We start from the raw sequence: 19,679 nt of genomic DNA on the forward strand, positions 1-19,679 counted from the left end.
GCGCGGCGCCGCGGAGGCCGCAGCCCGGCGCGGCACGGGGGGCGCCGCGGGCGCACACCGCCCGCCGGACGGCGCCCCGGCCGGTCTTCCCGACCCGCCACCGGCCCGTCGTCTCCCACCCCGCGCCGATCGGCCGCCATACTGGACGCGGGGCGAGCACGACCGGTACGCGGAGAACGGCGCGGCCCGGGTCCGGTGACGACGACGGGCGTCGGACCGGGCCGGTGGCGCGCGGGCCGGTCGGACGTGGTGCTGCGATGGGAGGGCAAGGAACGGGGGCGGCGGCGAAGAATGGCTGAGACCAGGCTGATCCAGGGCCGGTACCGGCTGCTCGACCTGATCGGGCGCGGGGGCATGGGCGAGGTGTGGCGGGCGCGCGACGAGTCGCTCGGCCGCCGGGTCGCCGTCAAGTGCTTCAAACCGCTGGGCCCGCAGCGCGATTCGTCCTTCATGCGGATACTGCGGGAGCGGTTCCGCCGCGAGGCCAGGGTCGCCGCGTCGCTCCAGCACCGCGGGGTCACCGTGGTGCACGACTTCGGCGAGGACGACGGCGTCCTCTTCCTCGTCATGGAGCTGCTGGACGGCCACAACCTCAGCCAGCTGCTGGCGGACCGCAAGGCGGAACCGCTGCCGGTGCCCGATGTGGTGGACATCGCCGACCAGGTGGCGGCGGCCCTGGCCTACACCCACGGGCAGGGCATCGTGCACCGCGACCTCAAACCGGCCAACATCATGCGGCTCACCGACGGCGCCGTGAAGATCTGCGATTTCGGCATCGCCCGGCTCGGGCACGACATCGGGTTCACCGCCCGGCTCACCGGCCCCGGCAGCGGCATGGCGATGGGCACCCCGCACTACATGTCGCCGGAGCAGATCGAGGGCGCCGCCATCGACCACCGCAGCGACCTCTACTCACTGGGCTGCGTGCTGTACGAACTCGCCACCGGGGCACCGCCGTTCGACCTCGGGGACACCTGGTCCATCATCGTCGGGCACCGGGACACCCCACTGGTGCCACCGCGCCGGCACCGCCCCGAACTGCCCGCGCCGATCGAGGAGATCATCGTGCGGCTGCTGGCCAAGGAGCCCGGCCGGCGACCTCAGGACGCCGCCGACCTGCCGCGGCTGATCGACGCCTGGCGCACCGCCGAGGTCCGGCGCGGCCCCGCTCCGGCCACCGGCGACGGCGGGACCGGCACCCCGGCCGGCCCCGCGGTGGAGCCGCCGGGACCGGAGCCGCTGCCCGGCTGGGCGCGGTCCATGACCACCGGCCGCAAGGTCGGCGCCGCGCACGGCGACGGCCCGGCCGGCCCGCCCGCCGCCCCCGCCGACGGGCTCACCGGAGTCTGGACCGACACCTTCGTCCCCGCGGGCGCCGCGGCGGCGCCGCCCGGCGACCTCGCGCGGCGGCACGGCACCGGGCTCGAACTGGCCCGGCTGGGCCGCTGGGAGGAAGCCCTCGGCGTGCACGGCTCGGTGGCCGCCGAACGCGCACGGACGCTGGGACCGGACCACCCCGACACCCTGGCCAGCCGGTACGAGGTCGCCTACGTGCTCAGCCGGGCCGGCCGGCACGAGGACGCGCTGCACGAGTACCGGTGGGTCGCCGACGGCCGGGAGCGGGTGCTGGGCACCGAACACCCCGACGCCCTCGCCGCCCGCCAGGAGACCGCGTTCGTCCTCGGCGAGCTGGGGCGCCACGACACCGCCCGGGAGGTCTACACCGCCGTGCTCGCCGTCCGGGAGCGGACCATGGGCACCGAGCACCCGGAGACCCTGCGCTGCCGGCACAACCTGGCCTTCACCCTCGCCCGGCTGGGGCGGCTGGAGGACTCCTACGCGATGGCCGGGGCGGTGGCCCGGGCCCGGGCCCGGGTGCTCGGCCCGCGCCACCCGGACACCCTGGTCACCCGGTACGAGGTGGCGCATGTGCTCGGACGGCTGGACCGCTGGGAGGAGGCGCTGCGGGGCTACCGCGAGGTGGCCGAGGCGCGCGCCCGGGAACTCGGCCCGGACCACCCCGACACCCTCGCCGCCCGCTACGAGGTGGGCATCAGCCTGGGACGGCTCGGCGACAGCGCCGGAGCGCTGGCGCTCTACCGGGACCTGGTCGGCGACCGGGCCCGGGCCCAGGGGCCGGACCACCCCGAGACGCTCCGCGCCCGGCACGGGCTGGGCGTCAACCTGGGCAGGCTCGGCCGCTGGACGGAAGCCCTCGCCGAGGCCCGGGAGGTCTGCGCGGCGCGGGAACGCGCCCTCGGTCCGGACCATCCGGACACCCTGATGAGCCGGCGTGAGATCGCGGTGGGGCTGAGCTGGCTCGGCCGCTGGGCCGACGCGCTGACGGTCTACCAGGAGGTGGCCCGGGCCCGGGAACGGGTGCTGGGGGCCGGCCACCCGGACGCCATCACCAGCCGCACCGACGAGGCGCAGTGCCTGGACCAGCTGGGGCGGCGGGAGGAGGCGGCGGAGGTCTACCGCCGGGCGGCGGAGCTGAACGGCGGAACGGTGGTCCCGCGGCCGTGACGCCCGGGCGTTCCGCCGCGATCCGGCGGTTCCGGCCCCGCCCCCGCCGCCGCCCCCGCTCCCGCTCCCGCCGCCCCGGGCCCGCCGCGGCCCGCCGCCTCCGCCACCGGCCGGCGCCCCGCGCCTGCTTCCCCGCGCCCCGGCCGGCGTGCTAACCAGGGCCCATGCCACCGAGCGAGAGCTATGACGCGGTCGTCGTCGGCGGCGGCCACAACGGACTGGTCGCCGCCGCCTACCTGGCCCGGGCGGGGCGCAGTGTGCTGGTGCTGGAGCGGCTGGACCACACCGGCGGCGCGGCCGTCTCCAGCCGCCCGTTCCCCGGCGTCGACGTGCGTCTGTCGCGCTACTCCTACCTGGTCAGCCTGATGCCGCCGAAGATCCTCGGCGACCTCGGGCTGCGCTTCGCGCTCCGCGGACGCGCGGTGTCCTCGTACACCCCGACGGTCCGCGCGGGGCGGCCCACCGGGCTGCTGGTGGAGCGCTCCGGCGGGCACCGCACCCGGGAGGCGTTCGCCCGGCTCACCGGTTCGGACCGGGAGTTCGACGCCTGGCAGCGGTTCCACGCGATGACCGGCCGGGTGGCGGAGCGGGTCTTCCCCACCCTCACCGAACCCCTGCCGACCCGGTCCGCGCTCCGTGCCCGGATCGCCGACGACGCGGCCTGGCGGGCGCTGTTCGAGGAGCCGCTGGGGGTGGCGGTGGAGTCGGCGTTCGCGGACGACCTGGTGCGCGGGGTGGTCCTCACCGACGCGCTGATCGGGACCTTCAGCCACGCCCACGACCCGACCCTGCGGCAGAACCGCTGCTTCCTCTACCACGTGATCGGCGGCGGAACCGGCGACTGGGACGTGCCGGTCGGCGGCATGGGCGCGCTCACCGACGCGCTGGCCGGGGCGGCCCGTTCGGCCGGCGCCCGGATCGCCACCGGCCGCACCGTGACGGCGATCGCCACCGACGGCAGGACGGCGGAGGTGACCTACCGGGACGCCGGCGGGGAGCGGCTGGCCGCCGCCCGCCACGTGCTGGTGAACGCCTCTCCGTCCGGGCTCGCCGCACTGCTCGGCCGGACGCCGCCGGCGCCGCCCGAAGGCGCCCAGCTCAAGGTGAACATGGTGCTGCGCCGGCTGCCCCGGCTGCGGGACCCGGACGTCGAGCCGCGCGAGGCGTTCGCCGGGACCTTCCACGTGGCGGAGGGGTACGGCCAGTTGGCGACGGCGTACCGGCAGGCGGCGGCGGGCCACCTGCCGTCCGCGCCGCCGTCGGAGGTGTACTGCCACTCGCTGACCGACCCCTCCATCCTCGGCCCGGAACCGGCCCGCGCCGGGACCCACACCCTCACCCTGTTCGGACTGCACACCCCCGCCCGGCTGTTCACCGCGGACAACGAGCGGACCCGGGCGGCGGCGCTGGCCGCCACCCTCGCCCAGCTCGACGCCCAGCTCGCCGAGCCGATCGCGGACTGCCTGGCGACGGACGCCGACGGCCGGCCGTGCGTCGAGGCCAAGACCCCGGTGGACCTGGAACGGGAGCTGTGGCTGCCGGGCGGCAACATCTTCCACGGCGACCTCGCCTTCCCGTACGCGGACGACGACGCGGGGGAGACGGACGGCAGCGCCGCCGCCCGCCGCTGGGGCGTGGCGACCGAGCACGCCAACGTGCTGCTGTGCGGGTCGGGCGCGGTGCGCGGCGGCGGCGTCAGCGGCGTCCCCGGCCACAACGCGGCGATGGCGGTCCTCGGCCGGTAGCCGCCCGCGGACGCTCCCGAAACCCGGGGCCGGTGGTCGCCCGCGGACGCCCCCGGAACCCGGCCCCGCGCTCCGCCCGCGGAGCACCGGCCCGGCACCTCGCCCCCCGGAACGTGCCCCGCACCCCGCCCGCGCGGGTCGGCCCCCGGACTCCGGCCCGCCGGCGCGTCGCGTCGTGGCCGGGGGCAGGGCGCGGGACCGAGGCTCCGCGTCGGCCGTCCGGTAGCCTCACCCATATGAGTGATCTTGCGGCCGTCCGGGTCGACGGGGTGCGACTGGCCTACCGGACCTGGGGCACCGCAGGCGGCGGCACCCCCGTCCTGCTGCTGCACTGCCTGGGCGCCGACGGTGCCGACTGGGCGGCCGTCGCGCCGGCGCTGGCGACCGGGCGTCAGGTCATCGCGCTCGACCTGCGCGGCCACGGGGCGAGCGACCGGCCGGGGGAGTACGCGCCGGAGCGGGTACGGGACGATGTCATCGGCTTCGCCGAGGCGCTCGGTCTGGACCGGACCGTGCTCATCGGCCACTCCTACGGCGGGGTGATCGCCTACCTCGTCGCCCAGGCCCGCCCGGCTCTGGTGACGAAACTGGTGGTGGAGGACGCGCCGGTGCTGCTGCCCCAGGACCCGCCGCTGGCGGTGCCCGAGCCCCCCGAGGGCCCGCTCACCCTCGACTGGGGGGTGAAGACCCGGTTCACCGAGGCCCGCAACGCCCCCGACCCGCGGTGGGCCGAGGACCTGGCGGCCGTCACCGCCCCGACGCTGGTGATCGCCGGCGGACCGGCGAGCCACATCGCCCAGCCCGAGGTGGCCGAGCTGGCGGCCCGGGTCCCCGACGGCCGGCTGATCACCATCGACGCCGGCCACCTGGTGCACGAGCGGCGGCCCGAGGAGTTCCTCGCCGCGGTACGGGAGTTCCTCGACCCGCCGCGGTGACCGCCGCGGACGCGCGGGGCAGCGGGGCGCGGCATGACCGGTCGGTCCCGGCCGCCCCGGCCCGCGGCATGGCCGGTCCCGTCGCCGGGCAGCCTGCCCCGGGCAGGCGCCTCGGCGCCGACGCCCGCCACCGAGGTCCAGGGAGGACGACATCCGTGCCGAACCCGTCCGGGCGGCTCACCCGCCCGCTGCGCCGAGCGCTGACCCTCACCGCGGCCGCCGCGCTGCTCGGCACCTCCGCGGCGGTCGCGGCGCCCGCCCCGGAGCCGGCGCCGTCCGGCGCCGCCGCGCACCCGTACCGCGAACTGCTGCCGTTCGCCGACCTGTCGGCCCGCCGGCTGCTCACCGCCGATCTGGTGGCCGCCGCCAAGTGGGGCACCGGCAGCCCCGTCGACGACCCGGTCCGGGAACGGCAGGTGCTGGCGGAGGTGGCGCGGCAGGCCGTGGCGGTCGGTGCCGACCCCCGGCTGACGGTGCGGATCTTCCGCGACCAGATCGAGGCCAACAAGAGCGTGCAGCGCGGCCTGTTCGCCCGGTGGACCGCCGACCCGGCGAGCGCCCCCGCCGAGCGCCCCGATCTGGCCCGGGTGCGCGAGGAGATCAACCGCCTCGACCGCGCGCTGGTCCTGACCGTGGCGGACACCGCCGGAGCCCGCGCCGGCCGCTTCTGCGCCGGCCTGCTGACGGCCGGAGCCGCCCGGGTCGCGCACGACCGGCGGCTCGACGCGCTGCACACCGGCGCGCTGGCCCGCGCGCTGCCGTCGGTGTGCGAACGGACGGCCGGCTGACCCGGGTGCCCCGGTGGGCGGCCCGGCGCCGGTCACGGTCACCGGTGGCCCGGGGTCACTCCGCCGGGCGGCACAGATCGAGGCTGTACTCGGCGGAGCAGTCGGTCAGATGGGGCACCACCCCGCTGCCGCGGACCACCTGGAAGACCCCCACCAGCACCAGCACGGCGAGCAACGCCTTGACCTTCGCGGTGAGTTCACCGTCGACCCGGGCGGCGGAGCGGGCCCGGAACGCGTACCCGACGGCGACGAGTCCGCCGACCAGGGCGGTGAGGTCGAGATAGCTGTAGGAGGTGAGCTCCCCGTTGGTGAACTCCTCGCTCTCGATGGTGACGGGGACGAGGAAGGGCAGTGCGGCGACCACGGCGATCGCGACGGCTATTCGGGTGGCCCGGGGGCGTCTCCGGAGGGATTCGACCATGGTGCGAGGGTAACGGCGGACCGGCGGATACCGGCGGATACCGGTGGCCGCCGGCGGAGCGACGTGCGCGACCGGGGACGCGTGCGCGAACCGGTGAGCTGGCGGGTGCCACGGCCCGGCCGGCCCTCCCGCCGGGGGCTCATACCACACCGGCCGGGTGCGTTGCGGCGCCCTGTGCGCGCCGCCCGCAGATCGCTAGGGTGGGGCGCGGACGACGACCAGGGAGGAGCTGACGACGTGGCCGACACCACCACCGAACAGCGGCTGAACGGCGGCAAGAAGCCGGACCTCGATCTGACCGACGCGCAGTGGCGGTCGAGCAGCCAGGGGGCGGGCGATGTCGAGATCGCCTTCGTCGAGGGGTACATCGCGATGCGGGACGGCCGCAACCCCGAGGGCCCGGCTCTGATCTTCACTCCGGCCGAATGGCGCGCCTTCGTGCTCGGCGCCCGGGACGGCGAGTTCGACCTGACCTGAGCACCCGGCGCTCACCGGCGAGGTGCCCGGCGGCGGGAGCGGGCCCGGCCCGGGCCGCTCGCGGCGGCGGGCACGGCCGGCCGCCGCACCGCTCGCGGGCCCGCCGGTGCCGCCGCCCGCCGGTGCGCGGACCCGCGGCGCGCGGATACCCGAAGCCGCCCCGGGGGCGTCAGGTGAGGACGACGCAGCCGCGCTCCCGCAGCCCGCGCAGCCCCTCGTGCCCGAGGTCGAAGCCCATCCAGCGCAGGTCGAGCTTCTCCAGCGCCGGCAACGTGCCGAGCCAGTCTGGGAGTTCCCGCAGCCGGTTGCCCCGCAGATCGATCCGGCGCAGCCGGGGCAGGGCGCGCAGCGCCTCGGGAACGGTCTCCAGGGCGTTCTCCCGCAGCTCCAGCTCGCGCAGCTCCCGCAGCGCGGCCACCGAAGCCGGAAGCCCGGTCAGCCGGTTGCCCCGCAGCCACAGCTCCCGCAGCCCGGTGAGCCGCCCGATGGTACCGGGCAGCCGGGCCAGCGCGTTGTGCTGCGCGCGGAACTCGACCAGCCCGGTCATGCCGCCGATCTCCGCCGGCAGCCGGACCAGGCGGTTCTCACCCACGTTGAGGTAGCCGAGCCGGGTCAGCCGGCCGAGGGCGGCCGGGAGTTCGGTGAGCAGGTTGTCGTGCAGGTACAGGAACCGGCTCAGGCCGGTCAGCTCGCCGATCTCCCCGGGAAGCCGGGTCAGCCGGTTGTGGCCCAGGTCCAGGGTGTGCAGCCGGGTCAGCCCGCCGATCGCGGCCGGCAGTCCGGTGAGCCGGTTGTCCGCGAGGATCAGCACCCGCAGGTCGGTGCGGTGCCACACCTCCGGCGGCACGTCGCTCAGCCCGGCCTTCCACAGGTCGACCGTGCCGGACCGCGGTCCGGCGCTCATCGCGGCCCCACCAGTCCGGCCTCGTAGGCGATGATGACCAGCTGCACCCGGTCGCGGGCGCCGAGCTTCGCGAGCAGCCGGGTCACGTACGTCTTGACGGTGGCCACGCTGATCACCAGTCGGGCGGCGATCTCCGGGTTGGACAGCCCGCTCCCGACCAGGGTCAGCACCTCGCGCTCGCGGGCGGTGAGGCCCTCGATCGCCCCCCGCCCGGCGGCGGACGCCTCCGCGGGCCGCCCCGCGGCGGGCTCGGGGCGGCCGGCGAACTCCGCGATCAGGCGCCGGGTGACGCTCGGCGCGATCAGCGCGTCCCCGGCGGCGACGACCCGGATCGCGGCCAGGATGTCGTCCAGCGCCATGTCCTTGACCAGGAAGCCGGACGCGCCCGCGCGCAGGGCGCCGTAGACGTGGTCGTCCTCGTCGAACGTGGTGAGGACCACGACCCGTGCGGTGCCCGGCCCGGCGGTGATCAGCCGGGTGGCCTCGATGCCGTCCATGCCGGGCATCCGGATGTCCATCACCACCACGTCCGGCTCGGTCTCCCGGGTCAGCCGGACGGCTTCGGACCCCGTCCCGGCCTCGCCGACGACCCGGAGGTCGGGCGTGTCAGTGACCACCATCTGCAACGCGGTGCGGATCAGCGGCTGGTCGTCGGCGAGCAGCACCCGGACGGTCATCGCACGGCCGCCGGCACGGGCAGCAGGGCCGCGACCCGGAAGCCGCCCCCGGGCCGCGGCCCGGCGGAGAACTCGCCGCGCAGCAGGCCGACCCGCTCCCGCATCCCGGCGAGGCCGTAGCCGCCGCCGGACGGGACGCCGGAGCCGCCGCGCCCGCCGTCGACGACCTCGATGGCCAGGACCTCCGCCCCGCAGTCGATGGAGACCCGGCAGGAGCCGGTGCCCGCGTGCCGCACCACGTTGGTGACCGACTCCTGGACGATCCGGAACGCCGACAGCTCGATCTCCGGGGGCAGCGGGCGCCGCCCCCGCCACCGCACGTCGACCCGGACCCCGGCCGCGGTCGCCGCCGCGGCCAGCCGGTCGACATCGGCCAGCCCCGCCGCCGGGGCGAGCGACCCCGGCTCCGGCCCGGTGCCGTGCTCGGTCTGGCGGAGCGCGCCCAGCATCCGCCGCAGCCCGGCCAGCGTCTCCCGGCCCGCCTCCTCCACCGCGCCGAGCGCCTCCCGCGCCCGGGCCGGCTGGGTGTCGATGACCCGCCGCGCCGCGCCCGCCTGGAGGGCGACGATGCCGATGGTGTGCGCGACCATGTCGTGCAACTCGCGGGCGATCCTCAGTCGTTCGGCGGTCACGGCCTGCACCGCGGCCTGTTCGCGCACCTGCCGGGCGTGCTCCCGGGCCTCGCGCGCCGAACTGCCGATCAGCCAGGCGATGACGGCCGTCAACGCCACTGCCAGCTCCGCCGAGGTGCCCACCTCCCACCCGCACAGCAGGCGGGTGGCGAGGTAGCCGGCGAGGACGCCGAGCGCCATGGCCAGGGCGGTGATCCCGGTCCTGCGCGGCCGGGTTGCGGCGATGAGGTAGAGCGCGACGTCGACCGCCAGGAACTGCGCCATCGGGATCTCGCCCACGCTCAGCGCTATCGACGCGGTCGCGGCACCGGCGAGCAGCAGGCCGATGGCCGCCAGCGGCCGGCGGGCCAGCAGACCGCAGCCGCTCAGCGCCATGGCGGTGGCCACCGTGAGCGTCGCCAGGCCGTCCCAGCGGTAGAAGAGGACCCCCGCGTTCACGGCCGCCTGGCTCTCGCCGGGCAGCCGGGTGCGGATGAGGAACGTGAACGCCGCGCCCGCACACCAGGACAGCGCCGCCAACCACCCCGGCGGCATCCGCCACCACGGGCGGGGGAGCAGGGGAAACGCCCTCGCAGGCGGCGGGGCGGACGGTGCGGCAGCCATGGGCCGCATCGTAACCAGCCGATCCGCGCCGGGCATCGGACCGGGGTCGTACACCCCTGGGTGACCCGCGCGGCCGGGATTGTCCGCCGCGGTCCGACGACGTGCCCGGGCCCGGACCGGCACCGTTGCCCATGTGATCGAAGTCAACGACCTGACGAAGCGTTACGGCGCGACCGCCGCCGTCAAGGGCCTCACCTTCGCCGTGCGCCCCGGGTGCGTCACCGGTTTCCTCGGCCCCAACGGCGCCGGCAAGAGCACCACCCTGCGGCTGATCCTCGGCCTGAACGACCCGACCGGGGGGAGCGCCACCGTCGGTGGCCGTCCGTTCCGGGACCGCCCGCGCGGGCTGCGCCATGTCGGCGCGCTGCTCGACGCGGGCGACGTGCACGGCGGACGCCGCGCGCGGGCCCATCTGTCCGCGCTGGCCCGGGCCAACCGCATCCCGCCCGCCCGGGTCGAGCGGGTGCTGGACGAGGTCGGGCTGGCGGCCGCGGCGGACCGCCGTATCGGGGGGTTCTCCCTCGGCATGAAGCAGCGGCTCGGCATCGCCGCGGCGCTGCTCGGCGACCCCCCGGTGCTGATGTTCGACGAACCGCTCAACGGGCTGGACCCGGAGGGCGTCAAGTGGGTCCGCGGACTGTTCCGGCGGCTGGCCGCCGAAGGCCGCACGGTGTTCGTCTCCAGCCACCTGATGTCCGAGATGGAGAACACCGCCGACCAGCTGATCGTGATCGGGCGGGGCGAACTGATCGCCGCGGAGAGCCTGTCGGACTTCGCGGCCCGCGGCACCCGCCGGAGCGTGACGGTGCGCACGCCCGGCTCCGCCGCGCTGGCGGACCTGCTGACCGGCGAAGGCGCGGCGGTCGACCGGGACGGCGACGCGCTCACCGTGACCGGTCTGGCCGCCGAGCGGATCGGCGAACTGGCGCTCCGCGACCGGGTCGTGCTCCACGAACTGACCACGCACACCGCCTCCCTGGAGGAGGCGTTCATGGAACTCACCGCCGACAGCGCCGAATACGTCCCGGGAGAAGCCCGATGAGCACCCTCGCCCGCTCCGCCGCGGAGCCCCGAGCCCGGTTCCGCGATCTCCTCGCCGCCGAGTGGATCAAACTGTGGTCGCTGCGTTCGACGCCTTGGGCCTGCGTGATCACCGCGCTGGCCGTCGTCGGGTTCAACGCGGGCACCGCGTACGACACCTACCGCTACTGGCCCGCGGACGATCCCCGCCACCGGGCGGGCTTCGTCCGCGACGGCATCGCGCTGACCCATGCCTTCACCGCCAACGCGGCCCTGGTCCTGATGCTCGCCGCCGCGGCCATCGGGGCCGCCGCGGTCGTCGGCGAGTACAGCAGCGGGCTGATCCGCACCACCTTCGCGGCCGTCCCCGCCCGCCGCTCGGTGATGGCGGCCAAGGTGGCCGTGGTCACCGCGGTCACCACCGTGCTGGGGGCGGTGATCGCGGTGGCCTCGTTCGTGGTGACGCAGGCCATCCTGTCCGGGCGGGGCGCCGGCGTGCCGATGAGCCACCCCGGCGCCTGGCGGGTCCTGGTGGCCTCCGCGCTGCTGGCGCCGGTGTGCGCGCTCACCGGCATGGCGATCGGCACCCTGGCGCGGCACATGGGCATCACCCTGGTCGGCGCCGTCGCGCTCCTGCTGCTGCTGCCGCTGGTCTTCACCGACGACCGGTACTGGGCGGCGGTCGTCGACCACGCCCTGCCGGCCGGCGCCTGGGACCGCCTGGTCGCCGTCGGCTACACCCCGGCGGCCGAACGCTGGCCGTCGACGGTCGCCGGAGCCTGGACGGTGGACGCGGTGTGGCTGCTGGCCGCGGCCGCCCTCACCGTCGCCGGGGTGCACCGCCGCGACCAGTGACCGGGGCGGTCCGCGGCCGGGCACCGCGGCGCCCGGCCGGCGGGGTCACCGCGGGCCGCCGAGGTCCCCCCAGGGCCGCTGCCGCCCGCTGCGCACCGCGTCGACGCCCCGCTGGTCGTAGCGCGAGGTCTCCAGGGACCAGGCGAGACTGCCGGCCATCACGTGCCGCATCCCCTCGGTGTACCGGGCGGCGTGGCGCAGCACCTCCGCCGGGGCGCCCTCCTCGGAGAGCACCGAGGGCAGCCGGGCGGCCAGTTCCTCGAAGCGGCGGTACCGGGCGTTGGCGAGTCCGGCGACCCGGCGGACCGCCTCGTCGAGGGTGCCGCCGTGCCGCTCCCGGTGCAGGATCACGCTGTTGTGCACATCGCCGGCGGCCAGCTCCTTGTCGAGCGAGACGATGTCGTTGACGAAGATCACCACATCGTCGGTGGCCTCCCGCATCGCGGCCAGCGGGCCGCCGCCGTGCACCGCGGGGGGCAGGGTGAACCCGCCGAACCGCTCGTGCAGGTCCAGACAGGGCTGGACGCCCACCGAGTGCCGCTTCACCTCCAGCAGGGCCTCCAGGGACGGCAGCGGCCGCCCGGTGCGGTCGCGCGCCTCCCGCTTGTGGGCCTCCAGGTAGCCGCACCAGTGCCGGCGGAACCGGTCCCGCCACACCCGCGGCATCCCGGCGTTGATGCGCCGCCACAGATCGCGGAAGCTGGCCAGCAGCGGACCGGCGTCCCGCGGGTCGGCGCCGGCGTCCTGCCCCGGGGGCTCCCAGGCGATTCGTACGACGCTGTCGACCAGCCGCGCGACCGCCTCCGGCCGGCACCCCAACTCCCCGTCGAACTGGTCGTCGAAGACGAAGAACCAGCCGTTGAGGTCGTTGGCCAGGGCGAGTTCGGCCCCGACGGCCCGCGGGTAGAACAGTGCCGAGAGCCGGTCCAGGCGCAGGGCGTCGTACTCGGCGACCGCCGCGTCCCCCTGGAACACCCCGAAGCGGCACAGCCATCGGATGGTGTGCAGCCGTGCCGCCTCGGCGTCCCGGCTCGCCGCGACCCCCACCGGTATCTCGAACAGCGCCGCCCGTCCGGCGAGATCCGGACCCGGAGCGAGTGCCGTCGACGTGTCCATCGTTCCCCACCTGTTCCCGACGCGATCCATGCAGCCCGTATGAGCCCGATCACCGGTGCGATCGAGCCAACTCCAGCCACGACATCGTGCCGCGATCGGCAATCGATCGATAGTACGTATCCCGAATTGGCTTGTGCCACTGGCTCATGCACACGAAGTTTTTCGGCGCGGGGTGCTACGGAGCGTCCCCTGAGGCTACGCTCAGCGTTACCTGTCGGAGGGGACGGAACGTGAACGAAGGCGCGGAGAACAGGGGCCGACCGGACCGGATGCTGGTCGAGCGGGAACGCGAACTCGACGCCGTGGACCGGGTGCTGACCGAACTCACCGGCTCCGGCAGCGGCACCGGCACGCCCGGCACCGGCGGGGTGATCGCGTTCGCCGGCCCGGCCGGCGGCGGCAAGACGGCGCTGCTGGGCGAACTGCGGCGGCGGGCCGCCGGCCGCGGCTGCACCGTGCTCTCGGCACGCGGCGGCGAGCACGAGCAGAGCGTCGCCTTCCACGTTCTGCGCCAGCTCGTCCAGCCGGTGCTCGCCACCGCGGGCGAGGCCGAGCAGCGCCGCGTCCTGGGCTCCTGGTACGACATCGTCGCGCCCGCCGTCGGGCTGGTCAGGTCACCCGACGGCGGCACCCCCGACCCGCAGGGCGTACGGGACGGCCTGGACTGGCTGGTCACCCGGTACGTCGTGCAGAACGGGCCGGTGGTGACCATCCTCGACGACGCCCACTGGGCGGACCCCGAGTCGCTGGACTGGCTCACCGGGTTCGCGCCGCGCACCCAGGACCTGCCGCTGCTGCTGGCCGTGGGCTACCGCCCGGAGGACCTGTCCGCCGACGCCGTCGCCTTCCGCCGGCTCGCCGAGCGGCAGGGCTCCCGGCCCCATCTGCTGGCCCCGCTGACCCCGCAGGCCGTCGGCCGGATCGTCCGCGACAGCCTCGGCGAGGACGCCGAGGACGCGTTCTGCCGCGAATGCTGGGCGGTCACCGGCGGCAACCCCTTCGAGGTCGTCGAGCTGACCGCCAAGATCCGCGACCGGGAACTGAAACCCCAGTCGGTCAACAACGCCGAACTGCGCGGGCTGGTGTCCACCGCCCGGGACAACGGGCTGATGGACCGGCTCGAGCGCATCGGCACCACCGCGGTCCGCCTCGCCTGGGCGGTGGCCGTGCTCGGCACCGAGGCCACCCCGGCGCTCGCCGCCAACCTCGCCGCGCTCTCCGCCACCGAGACCGCCGACCTGGTCGCGCGGATGCGCGACGCCCGGATCCTGGGCCGCGGCACCGCCGGCCGCGACTCACTGGAGTTCCTGCACCCGCTGATCGCCACCGCCGTGTACCGGGCGATCCCGCCCGCCATGCGGGTGGCGATGCACGGCCAGGCCGCCGCGGTGGTCATCGGCGCCGGCCTCGGCGCGGCCGCCGCCGGGCGCCACATGCTGGAGATGCATCCCGAGGCGGACTCCTGGGTGGTGGAGAAGCTGCGCGAGGCGGCCCGCGAGGACCTGCGGGCCGGTGCTCCGGAGGCCGCCCGCCGCTGCCTGGAACGGGCGCTGCGGGAGCCGCCGAGCCTGGAGGACCGGGCCGCGGTGCTCTTCGAACTCGGCTGCTCCGCGTCGCTCGCCGCACCCGCCACCACCGTCAACCACCTCAGGGCCGCGCTGGAGGAACCGCTGCTCGACCCGGCCCTGCGGGAAGCGGTCACCGTCCGCCTCGCCCAGGCGTACGGGCACACCGGCCGCATGGAGGACGCCGCGCGGCTCGTCGAGGCCGAGGCCCGGCGGGCCACCAGCGCCCGGACCCGGCTGCGGATGCAGGCCGAGCAGTTCATGTGGAACGCCTTCCGCGCCGACGAGCAGGACTCGCCCGCCCGCTCCCGGCGGCTCGCGAAACTGGTGGACCACCTCAGCGGCCGTGGCGTGGCCGAGCGCTATCTGCTCGGGCTGCGCGGCTGGGACGCCGTGGTGCGCGGCGAACCGGTCGCCGACGCCCTGGGGTACGCCGAGACCGCCCTCGGCGACGGCCTGAGCTGGACCGACGACGACTGGGGCTTCGAGGTGCCCATCCTGGTCGCGCTCACCTTCATGTACTGCGACCAGCCGGGGCGGGCCGAGGAACTCTTCCAGGCGGGCATCGGGGAGTGCGAGCGGAAGGGCTGGCGCGGCTCCCACCTCGCCTTCGGCCTCACCCTGCTCGGCTACATCCGCTACCGGCGCGGCCGGCTCGCCGAAGCCGAGGACCTGGTCCGCGAGGGGCTGCGGATCGCCGACCGGGTGGGCGCCTCCACACCCGCCCACTGGGCCGCCGTCGGCACCCTGGTCCAGACCCTGCTGGCCCGCGGCCGGACCGAGGAGGCCCAGCGGGTGGCCGAGGCGCACGACTACGGCAGCGTGGTGCCCAGGGCCGTGGTCTACCCCGACGTCCAGGCCGTCCACGGTGAACTGCTGCTCGCCAGGAACCTGCACCGCGAGGCCCGCCAGCAGCTCACCGCGGTCGGGCGCCGGATGGACGGCCGCGGCATGCGCAACCCCGCATGGTGCCCCTGGCAGCTCCACCTGGCGCAGGCCGTCGCGCTGACCGACCCGGCCCAGGCGGTGGAGCTCGCGGACGAAGCGGTGCGCCGCGCCCGGCAGTTCGGCGCGGCCTCCACCGTCGGACAGGCCCTGCACACCGCCGCCTCGGTGGCCCGCGGCCCGGAACGGATCGGGCTGCTGGCGGAGGCGGTCAGCCGGCTGGAAGGCTCGCCGTCCGCCTACGACCTCGCGCTGGCCCTGGTCGACCACGGCGCCGCGCTGCGCCGCATCGGCCTGCCGCAGGAAGCCGGCGACCGGCTCTACCGCGGGCTGGAGGGCGCGCTCCAGTGCGGCGCCGAGACCCTGGCCGCCCGGGCCCGCGACGAACTGTCCGCCGTCGGGCTCCGCCCGCTCCAGCTGGGCGCCGACGCGACCGGCAGCCTCACCCGGCAGGAGCTGGCCGCCGCCGAGCTGGCCGCGACCGGCCTCGGCGACCCGCGGATCGCCGAGGAACTGGGGGTGCCCGAGCCGGACGTGGCCCGGCTGCTGTCCGGTGTCTACCGCAAGGTGGGCACCGACCGCACCGGGCTGGCCAAGGTGATGCGGGTGGAGACCGACACCGGCTGGCGGTACCGCTGAGGGCCCGCCCCGGCGCCCCTCCCGCGCGGCGCCGGGGCGCCCCGGGCACGTACCATGTCCGCATGTCGTTCCTCCGCCGCCGCAGCGCTGCCACACCCACCGGCCCGGACTTCGACGTCCTGGCCATGGACCCGGGCGACTGGCCCGGAGATCTCGGTGCGGGACTGCTCCCCGCGCCGGACGGCAGCTGCCAGGGGGTCTTCCTTCGCTACGACCTGTTCGGCGGCCGCGGACCCGCCATGATCATCGGCAATCTGCCGGCGGGCTCCCCGGTCCGGGAGCTGGCCGAGGGCCAGGTGCCGTTCGAGGTCACCCAGCTCCTGTCGGCGCTCGGCAACGACGAGCCGGTGCGGGTGGTGGAGTCCGAGGACACGCCCGTCATGCACGAGGACAACCTCCTCATCGTGCGCCGGATCAAGCTCTCGGAGAGCCGGATCTCGTGCGCGCAGTTCGACCGCAGCGACGGGGTTCTCGTCACCATCGCCAGCTGGGACCGGCCCATCACCGACGACCTCTACCGGCTGCTCAAGCCGCTGCCCGCGGAGATGTTCCAGCAGGGCTGACGGGGGCACGGCGCGGGACCGCCGGCCCGGGGCCGGATCGCGGGCGGCCGTACGTTCGGCTTGGCGAAGATTTCCTCCACCTGGAAGCTACCTAGAAGTAACTTCAACTGCTTGGATGTGCGGCGTCCCCTTCCCCCACGCACTCCAGGAGATGCAGTGCCGCACTCCACGCTCCGCCGCGCCGCCGGCGCCGCGCTGGCGACCGCCGCCCTCGCCTCGGCCGCGCTCATGGCCGCCGGCCCCTCGGCCGGCGCCGCCCCGGCCGCCGCCCCCGGGCTGAACGTCCTCACGTACAACACCTTCCTGTTCAGCAAGACCCTCTACCCCAACTGGGGCCAGGACCACCGGGCGAAGGCCATCCCGGCCGCCGACTTCTTCCGGGGCCGTGACGTGGTGGTGATCCAGGAGGCGTTCGACAACTCCTCCTCCGACGCGCTGAAGGCCAACGCGGCGGCGGCCGGGTACCCGCACCAGACGCCGGTGATGGGCCGGAGCAAGGACGGCTGGGACGCCACCGGCGGCGCCTACTCCGCCACCACGCCCGAGGACGGGGGAGTCACCGTCCTCAGCAAGTGGCCGATCATCCGCAAGGAGCAGTTCGTCTACCGGGACGCCTGCGGCGCCGACTGGTACTCCAACAAGGGCTTCGTCTACGCCGTCCTGGACGTCGACGGCAGCCGCGTGCACGTGGTGGGCACCCATGCCCAGTCCACCGACCCCGGCTGCGACGCGGGCGAGGCGGCACAGACGCGCAGCCGGCAGTTCCGGGAACTCGACGCGTTCCTGGACGCCAAGGCCATCCCCGCGGGGGAGCAGGTGATCGTGGCCGGCGACTTCAACGTCGACTCGCACAGCCCGGAGTACGCCTCGATGCTCGCCGACGCCGGCCTCCAGGACGCCCCGCGCACCGGCCACCCGTACTCGTTCGACACCCGGGACAACTCCATCGCCGCCGAGCGCTACCCCGACGACCCGCGCGAGGACCTGGACTACGTGCTGCACCGTCAGGGCCACGTCCGGCCCGAGGGGTGGCACAACGACGTGATCAAGGAGAGCAGCGCGCCCTGGACCGTCTCCAGCTGGGGCACGCGGTACACCTACACCAACCTCAGCGACCACTACCCGGTGACCGGGTCCTGACCCCACCGACCGGGCGGGCCGGCCCGCGGCCGCGTCGCCACGCGTCCGCGGGCCGGCCCCTCGTGCGCCGACCGGCCTCAGCGGCCGGACGGCCGGACCGACACGTCCGACGCCTTGACGAAGGCCACCCGGTGTCCGAACTGGATCTGGTAGTACGCCTCCTGACCCCGCACCACCCGGTGTCCGGCCGGGTCGAAGGTGGTCGCCCAGAGGTACTCGCCCCGGGTGCGCAGGCCCAGCGCGTACTCCTGTCCGGCGGGCAGCGTGTACTGCAGCGGGGAGACCGCCTGGGCGGGCACGCCGTCCGGGTACGCCGACTTCTCCGGATAGGCGCGCCCGTACACCGGCACCTCGGCCACGCCCGGCTTCGGGGTGACCACCAGCCCTCGGGCGTTCACCGCCGTCCGCTGCTTCGGGGGGTTGTGGAACCAGGCCTTCTGCCCGAGATACCACACCGCCGTCCAGTCACCGGCACGGTCCGCCACCGCGAACCGCTGACCGGTCGACGCGCGCGCCCCGGTGTCGTTGACCCCGTCGGTGGACGCGCTGCCGTCGGGCCGCAGCCCGATGTCCTTCACCAGCGGCGCGTCCTGGCTCGGGCCGGTGTGCAGCCGCACCGCGCCCGAGCCGTGCGGCGCGCAGGCGACCTTGGGCTTCTCGCAGCCGGTGTAGACCGGCTGGTGCGTGTCGTAGTCGGGGCGGATGGTGACCAGCCCGCCGTCCGGCCCCGCGGTGGGGTGGAAGGGCGCGCCGATCAGGGTGAAGTAGTGCGCCCAGTCCCAGTACGGGCCCGGGTCGGTGTGCATCCCCCGGACGGCGGACGCGGTGGAACCGGGGACGTTGTCGTGCCCCAGGATGTGCTGCCGGTCCAGCGGGATGTCGTACCGGTGGGCCAGGTGGCGCACCAGCCGGGCCGAGGTGCGGTACATCGCCTCCGTGTACCAGGCGTCCGGGGTGGCCAGGAAGCCCTCGTGCTCCAGCCCCACCGACTTGGCGTTGACGTACCAGTTGCCCGCGTGCCAGCCGACGTCCTTGACCGGCAGGTGCTGGGCGATGTGCCCGTCCGAGGAGCGCAGCGAGTAGTGCCAGGACACATAGGTCGGGTCCTGCACCAGCTTGAGCGTGGTGTCCCAGGTCGCCTCGGTGTCGTGCACGATGATGTAGTCGATCTCCTGCGACACCGGGCGGTCGCCCTTGTCGTGGTTCCCGTAGTCGCCGCCGCCGAGATCCTGGTACGGGGCAGGGATCCACTCGCAGGCCACGCTCCGCGGGCACTCCACGCGGTCGTCCCGCGGCGCGGCGCGCAGCCCCAGGAGGTCGAGTTGCCCGGTGCGCGGGGTGACGCCGGGGCCGGCCTCCAGCACCACCTGCTGCCCCGCCTCGGTGGTCCGCCGCTCACCGCCGCGGATCACGTCGTACACGTCGTCGGCGAAGACTGCGGCGCTCGCGGCGTCGTCCGCCCCGGAGTAGCCGGCCACCGCCGCGTACCAGTCCGCCGGGTCGTCGCTGAACGGCAGGCCCAGCCGCCGCTGGGTGTCGGCGAGCAGCGCCGCTCCGCCGCGGATGTTGGCGGCCTCGTCCCGCCGCAGGTCGTCCGCCGGGAGGCCGGTCAGCGCCGCGGCCCGGTCGAGGGTGCGCAGCCGGGCCGGAAGGTCGGCCGGCTCCGGCAGGTCGGCCTCGGCGGTCCGCGCGGGCCGCGCCGAGTCCCCGCGGGCGTCCTCGTCGCCGTGGCTGTGGTGCGGGGCCTCGGCGATGGCGGTGCGCGCGTCGGTCAGGTGCATCGGACCGTAGCCGCCGGTGACGCTCGGAGCGCCCCGGTGCCCGTCCCACCGGGACTCCAGGTAGGAGACGCCCAGCAGGACGCTCCGCGGGACGTCGTACTCCTCCGCCGCGTCGGCGAAGGCGCCCTGGAGGGCACCGGACCGGGGCTGGTCCGCGGTGGCGGCCGGGGTGGCGGAGATGAGGGGCAGCAGCAGCGCCGCGGACGCGACGGCGCCCGCGGCGCGCCGGGCCAGGGGACGGGTGCCGGGTCTGGAGCTGGTGCGTGCCTGAGCGGAACCTCGCAAAGCAGCCTCCTGAGGTGGGCCGTGCCCTGCGCCGGCTGGGGCGCGGGGGGCCGGACGCACCT

General features: G+C 75.7%; 16 protein-coding genes. 10 read left to right on the forward strand and 6 right to left on the reverse strand.

Translation table 11 applies throughout. From position 1 onward, the window contains the following. Window positions 1-291: 291 nt before the first annotated feature. From ACH4B3_RS29910 to ACH4B3_RS29925, 4 genes are all read left to right on the forward strand, one after another. On the forward strand, window positions 292-2,526 hold the full coding sequence (locus ACH4B3_RS29910; RefSeq protein ID WP_398468101.1) for a tetratricopeptide repeat protein: 2,235 nt from the start codon (window positions 292-294) through the stop codon (window positions 2,524-2,526). A gap of 164 nt (window positions 2,527-2,690) precedes the next feature. Further along, complete coding sequence (locus tag ACH4B3_RS29915) at window positions 2,691-4,271, forward strand: phytoene desaturase family protein (protein ID WP_398468103.1); 1,581 nt, start codon at window positions 2,691-2,693, stop codon at window positions 4,269-4,271. Between the two features lie 236 nt (window positions 4,272-4,507). After that, on the forward strand, window positions 4,508-5,206 hold the full coding sequence (locus ACH4B3_RS29920; RefSeq protein ID WP_398468105.1) for an alpha/beta fold hydrolase: 699 nt from the start codon (window positions 4,508-4,510) through the stop codon (window positions 5,204-5,206). 155 nt (window positions 5,207-5,361) lie between these two features. Then, window positions 5,362-5,994: a chorismate mutase gene (locus ACH4B3_RS29925; protein ID WP_398468107.1), complete on the forward strand. Its 633-nt coding sequence runs from the start codon at window positions 5,362-5,364 to the stop codon at window positions 5,992-5,994. A 55-nt stretch (window positions 5,995-6,049) separates the two neighbouring features. Here ACH4B3_RS29925 and ACH4B3_RS29930 read toward each other — a convergent pair whose 3' ends face one another. Next, entirely contained in the window at window positions 6,050-6,415 is a 366-nt protein-coding gene (locus ACH4B3_RS29930) for a hypothetical protein (protein ID WP_398468109.1), read from the reverse strand. 237 nt (window positions 6,416-6,652) lie between these two features. Between ACH4B3_RS29930 and ACH4B3_RS29935 the strand changes: the two genes are divergently transcribed. Then, window positions 6,653-6,892, forward strand: coding sequence for a DUF397 domain-containing protein (locus ACH4B3_RS29935; RefSeq protein WP_398468111.1), 240 nt, complete (start codon window positions 6,653-6,655; stop codon window positions 6,890-6,892). Between the two features lie 169 nt (window positions 6,893-7,061). Here the strand turns inward: ACH4B3_RS29935 and ACH4B3_RS29940 are convergent, their stop codons facing one another. The 3 genes from ACH4B3_RS29940 to ACH4B3_RS29950 are packed head-to-tail and all read right to left on the reverse strand — an operon-like array spanning window position 7,062 to window position 9,708. Beyond that, on the reverse strand, window positions 7,062-7,796 hold the full coding sequence (locus ACH4B3_RS29940; RefSeq protein WP_398468112.1) for a leucine-rich repeat domain-containing protein: 735 nt from the start codon (window positions 7,794-7,796) through the stop codon (window positions 7,062-7,064). Beyond that, a complete protein-coding gene (locus tag ACH4B3_RS29945) occupies window positions 7,793-8,473 on the reverse strand; it encodes a response regulator (protein ID WP_398468114.1) in 681 nt (226 codons plus the stop codon). The genes ACH4B3_RS29940 and ACH4B3_RS29945 overlap by 4 nt, the downstream gene beginning before the upstream one ends. Further along, a complete protein-coding gene (locus tag ACH4B3_RS29950; RefSeq protein ID WP_398468116.1) occupies window positions 8,470-9,708 on the reverse strand; it encodes a sensor histidine kinase in 1,239 nt (412 codons plus the stop codon). Before ACH4B3_RS29950 ends, ACH4B3_RS29945 begins: the two co-directional genes overlap by 4 nt. 133 nt (window positions 9,709-9,841) lie before the next feature. Here ACH4B3_RS29950 and ACH4B3_RS29955 point away from each other — a divergent pair, with 133 nt between their 5' ends. Continuing rightward, on the forward strand, window positions 9,842-10,750 hold the full coding sequence (locus tag ACH4B3_RS29955) for an ABC transporter ATP-binding protein (RefSeq protein WP_398468118.1): 909 nt from the start codon (window positions 9,842-9,844) through the stop codon (window positions 10,748-10,750). After that, window positions 10,747-11,583, forward strand: a complete 837-nt coding sequence (locus ACH4B3_RS29960; RefSeq protein WP_398468120.1) for an ABC transporter permease — start codon at window positions 10,747-10,749, stop codon at window positions 11,581-11,583. The genes ACH4B3_RS29955 and ACH4B3_RS29960 overlap by 4 nt, the downstream gene beginning before the upstream one ends. 45 nt (window positions 11,584-11,628) lie before the next feature. Here the strand turns inward: ACH4B3_RS29960 and ACH4B3_RS29965 are convergent, their stop codons facing one another. Further along, complete coding sequence (locus ACH4B3_RS29965) at window positions 11,629-12,699, reverse strand: isoafricanol synthase (RefSeq protein WP_398468122.1); 1,071 nt, start codon at window positions 12,697-12,699, stop codon at window positions 11,629-11,631. Between the two features lie 269 nt (window positions 12,700-12,968). On the opposite strand from ACH4B3_RS29965, the gene ACH4B3_RS29970 reads away from it, so the two are divergent. From ACH4B3_RS29970 to sph, 3 genes are all read left to right on the forward strand, one after another. Beyond that, entirely contained in the window at window positions 12,969-15,848 is a 2,880-nt protein-coding gene (locus ACH4B3_RS29970; protein ID WP_398468196.1) for an ATP-binding protein, read from the forward strand. A 62-nt stretch (window positions 15,849-15,910) separates the two neighbouring features. Beyond that, a complete protein-coding gene (locus ACH4B3_RS29975; RefSeq protein WP_398468124.1) occupies window positions 15,911-16,411 on the forward strand; it encodes a hypothetical protein in 501 nt (166 codons plus the stop codon). Window positions 16,412-16,567: 156 nt separating this feature from the next. Beyond that, window positions 16,568-17,551, forward strand: a complete 984-nt coding sequence (sph, locus tag ACH4B3_RS29980) for a sphingomyelin phosphodiesterase (protein WP_398468126.1) — start codon at window positions 16,568-16,570, stop codon at window positions 17,549-17,551. A 77-nt stretch (window positions 17,552-17,628) separates the two neighbouring features. Here sph and ACH4B3_RS29985 read toward each other — a convergent pair whose 3' ends face one another. Further along, window positions 17,629-19,617: an N-acetylmuramoyl-L-alanine amidase gene (locus ACH4B3_RS29985; RefSeq protein WP_398468128.1), complete on the reverse strand. Its 1,989-nt coding sequence runs from the start codon at window positions 19,615-19,617 to the stop codon at window positions 17,629-17,631. Window positions 19,618-19,679 lie beyond the last annotated feature (62 nt).

This window comes from Streptomyces sp. NPDC018031 (assembly GCF_044327625.1).
Taxonomy (GTDB): Bacteria; Actinomycetota; Actinomycetes; order Streptomycetales; family Streptomycetaceae; genus Streptomyces.

Bases quoted from the DNA above. Each gene is read 5' to 3' on its own strand.
- ACH4B3_RS29930 (WP_398468109.1), bottom strand. From the start codon at position 6,415: ATGGTCGAATCCCTCCGGAGACGCCCCCGGGCCACCCGAATAGCCGTC.
- ACH4B3_RS29975 (WP_398468124.1), top strand. From the start codon at position 15,911: ATGTCGTTCCTCCGCCGCCGCAGCGCTGCCACACCCACCGGCCCGGAC.
- ACH4B3_RS29965 (WP_398468122.1), bottom strand. From the start codon at position 12,699: ATGGACACGTCGACGGCACTCGCTCCGGGTCCGGATCTCGCCGGACGG.
- ACH4B3_RS29970 (WP_398468196.1), top strand. From the start codon at position 12,969: ATGCTGGTCGAGCGGGAACGCGAACTCGACGCCGTGGACCGGGTGCTG.
- ACH4B3_RS29960 (WP_398468120.1), top strand. From the start codon at position 10,747: ATGAGCACCCTCGCCCGCTCCGCCGCGGAGCCCCGAGCCCGGTTCCGC.
- ACH4B3_RS29915 (WP_398468103.1), top strand. From the start codon at position 2,691: ATGCCACCGAGCGAGAGCTATGACGCGGTCGTCGTCGGCGGCGGCCAC.
- ACH4B3_RS29910 (WP_398468101.1), top strand. From the start codon at position 292: ATGGCTGAGACCAGGCTGATCCAGGGCCGGTACCGGCTGCTCGACCTG.
- ACH4B3_RS29950 (WP_398468116.1), bottom strand. From the start codon at position 9,708: ATGGCTGCCGCACCGTCCGCCCCGCCGCCTGCGAGGGCGTTTCCCCTG.
- ACH4B3_RS29945 (WP_398468114.1), bottom strand. From the start codon at position 8,473: ATGACCGTCCGGGTGCTGCTCGCCGACGACCAGCCGCTGATCCGCACC.
- ACH4B3_RS29940 (WP_398468112.1), bottom strand. From the start codon at position 7,796: ATGAGCGCCGGACCGCGGTCCGGCACGGTCGACCTGTGGAAGGCCGGG.
- ACH4B3_RS29920 (WP_398468105.1), top strand. From the start codon at position 4,508: ATGAGTGATCTTGCGGCCGTCCGGGTCGACGGGGTGCGACTGGCCTAC.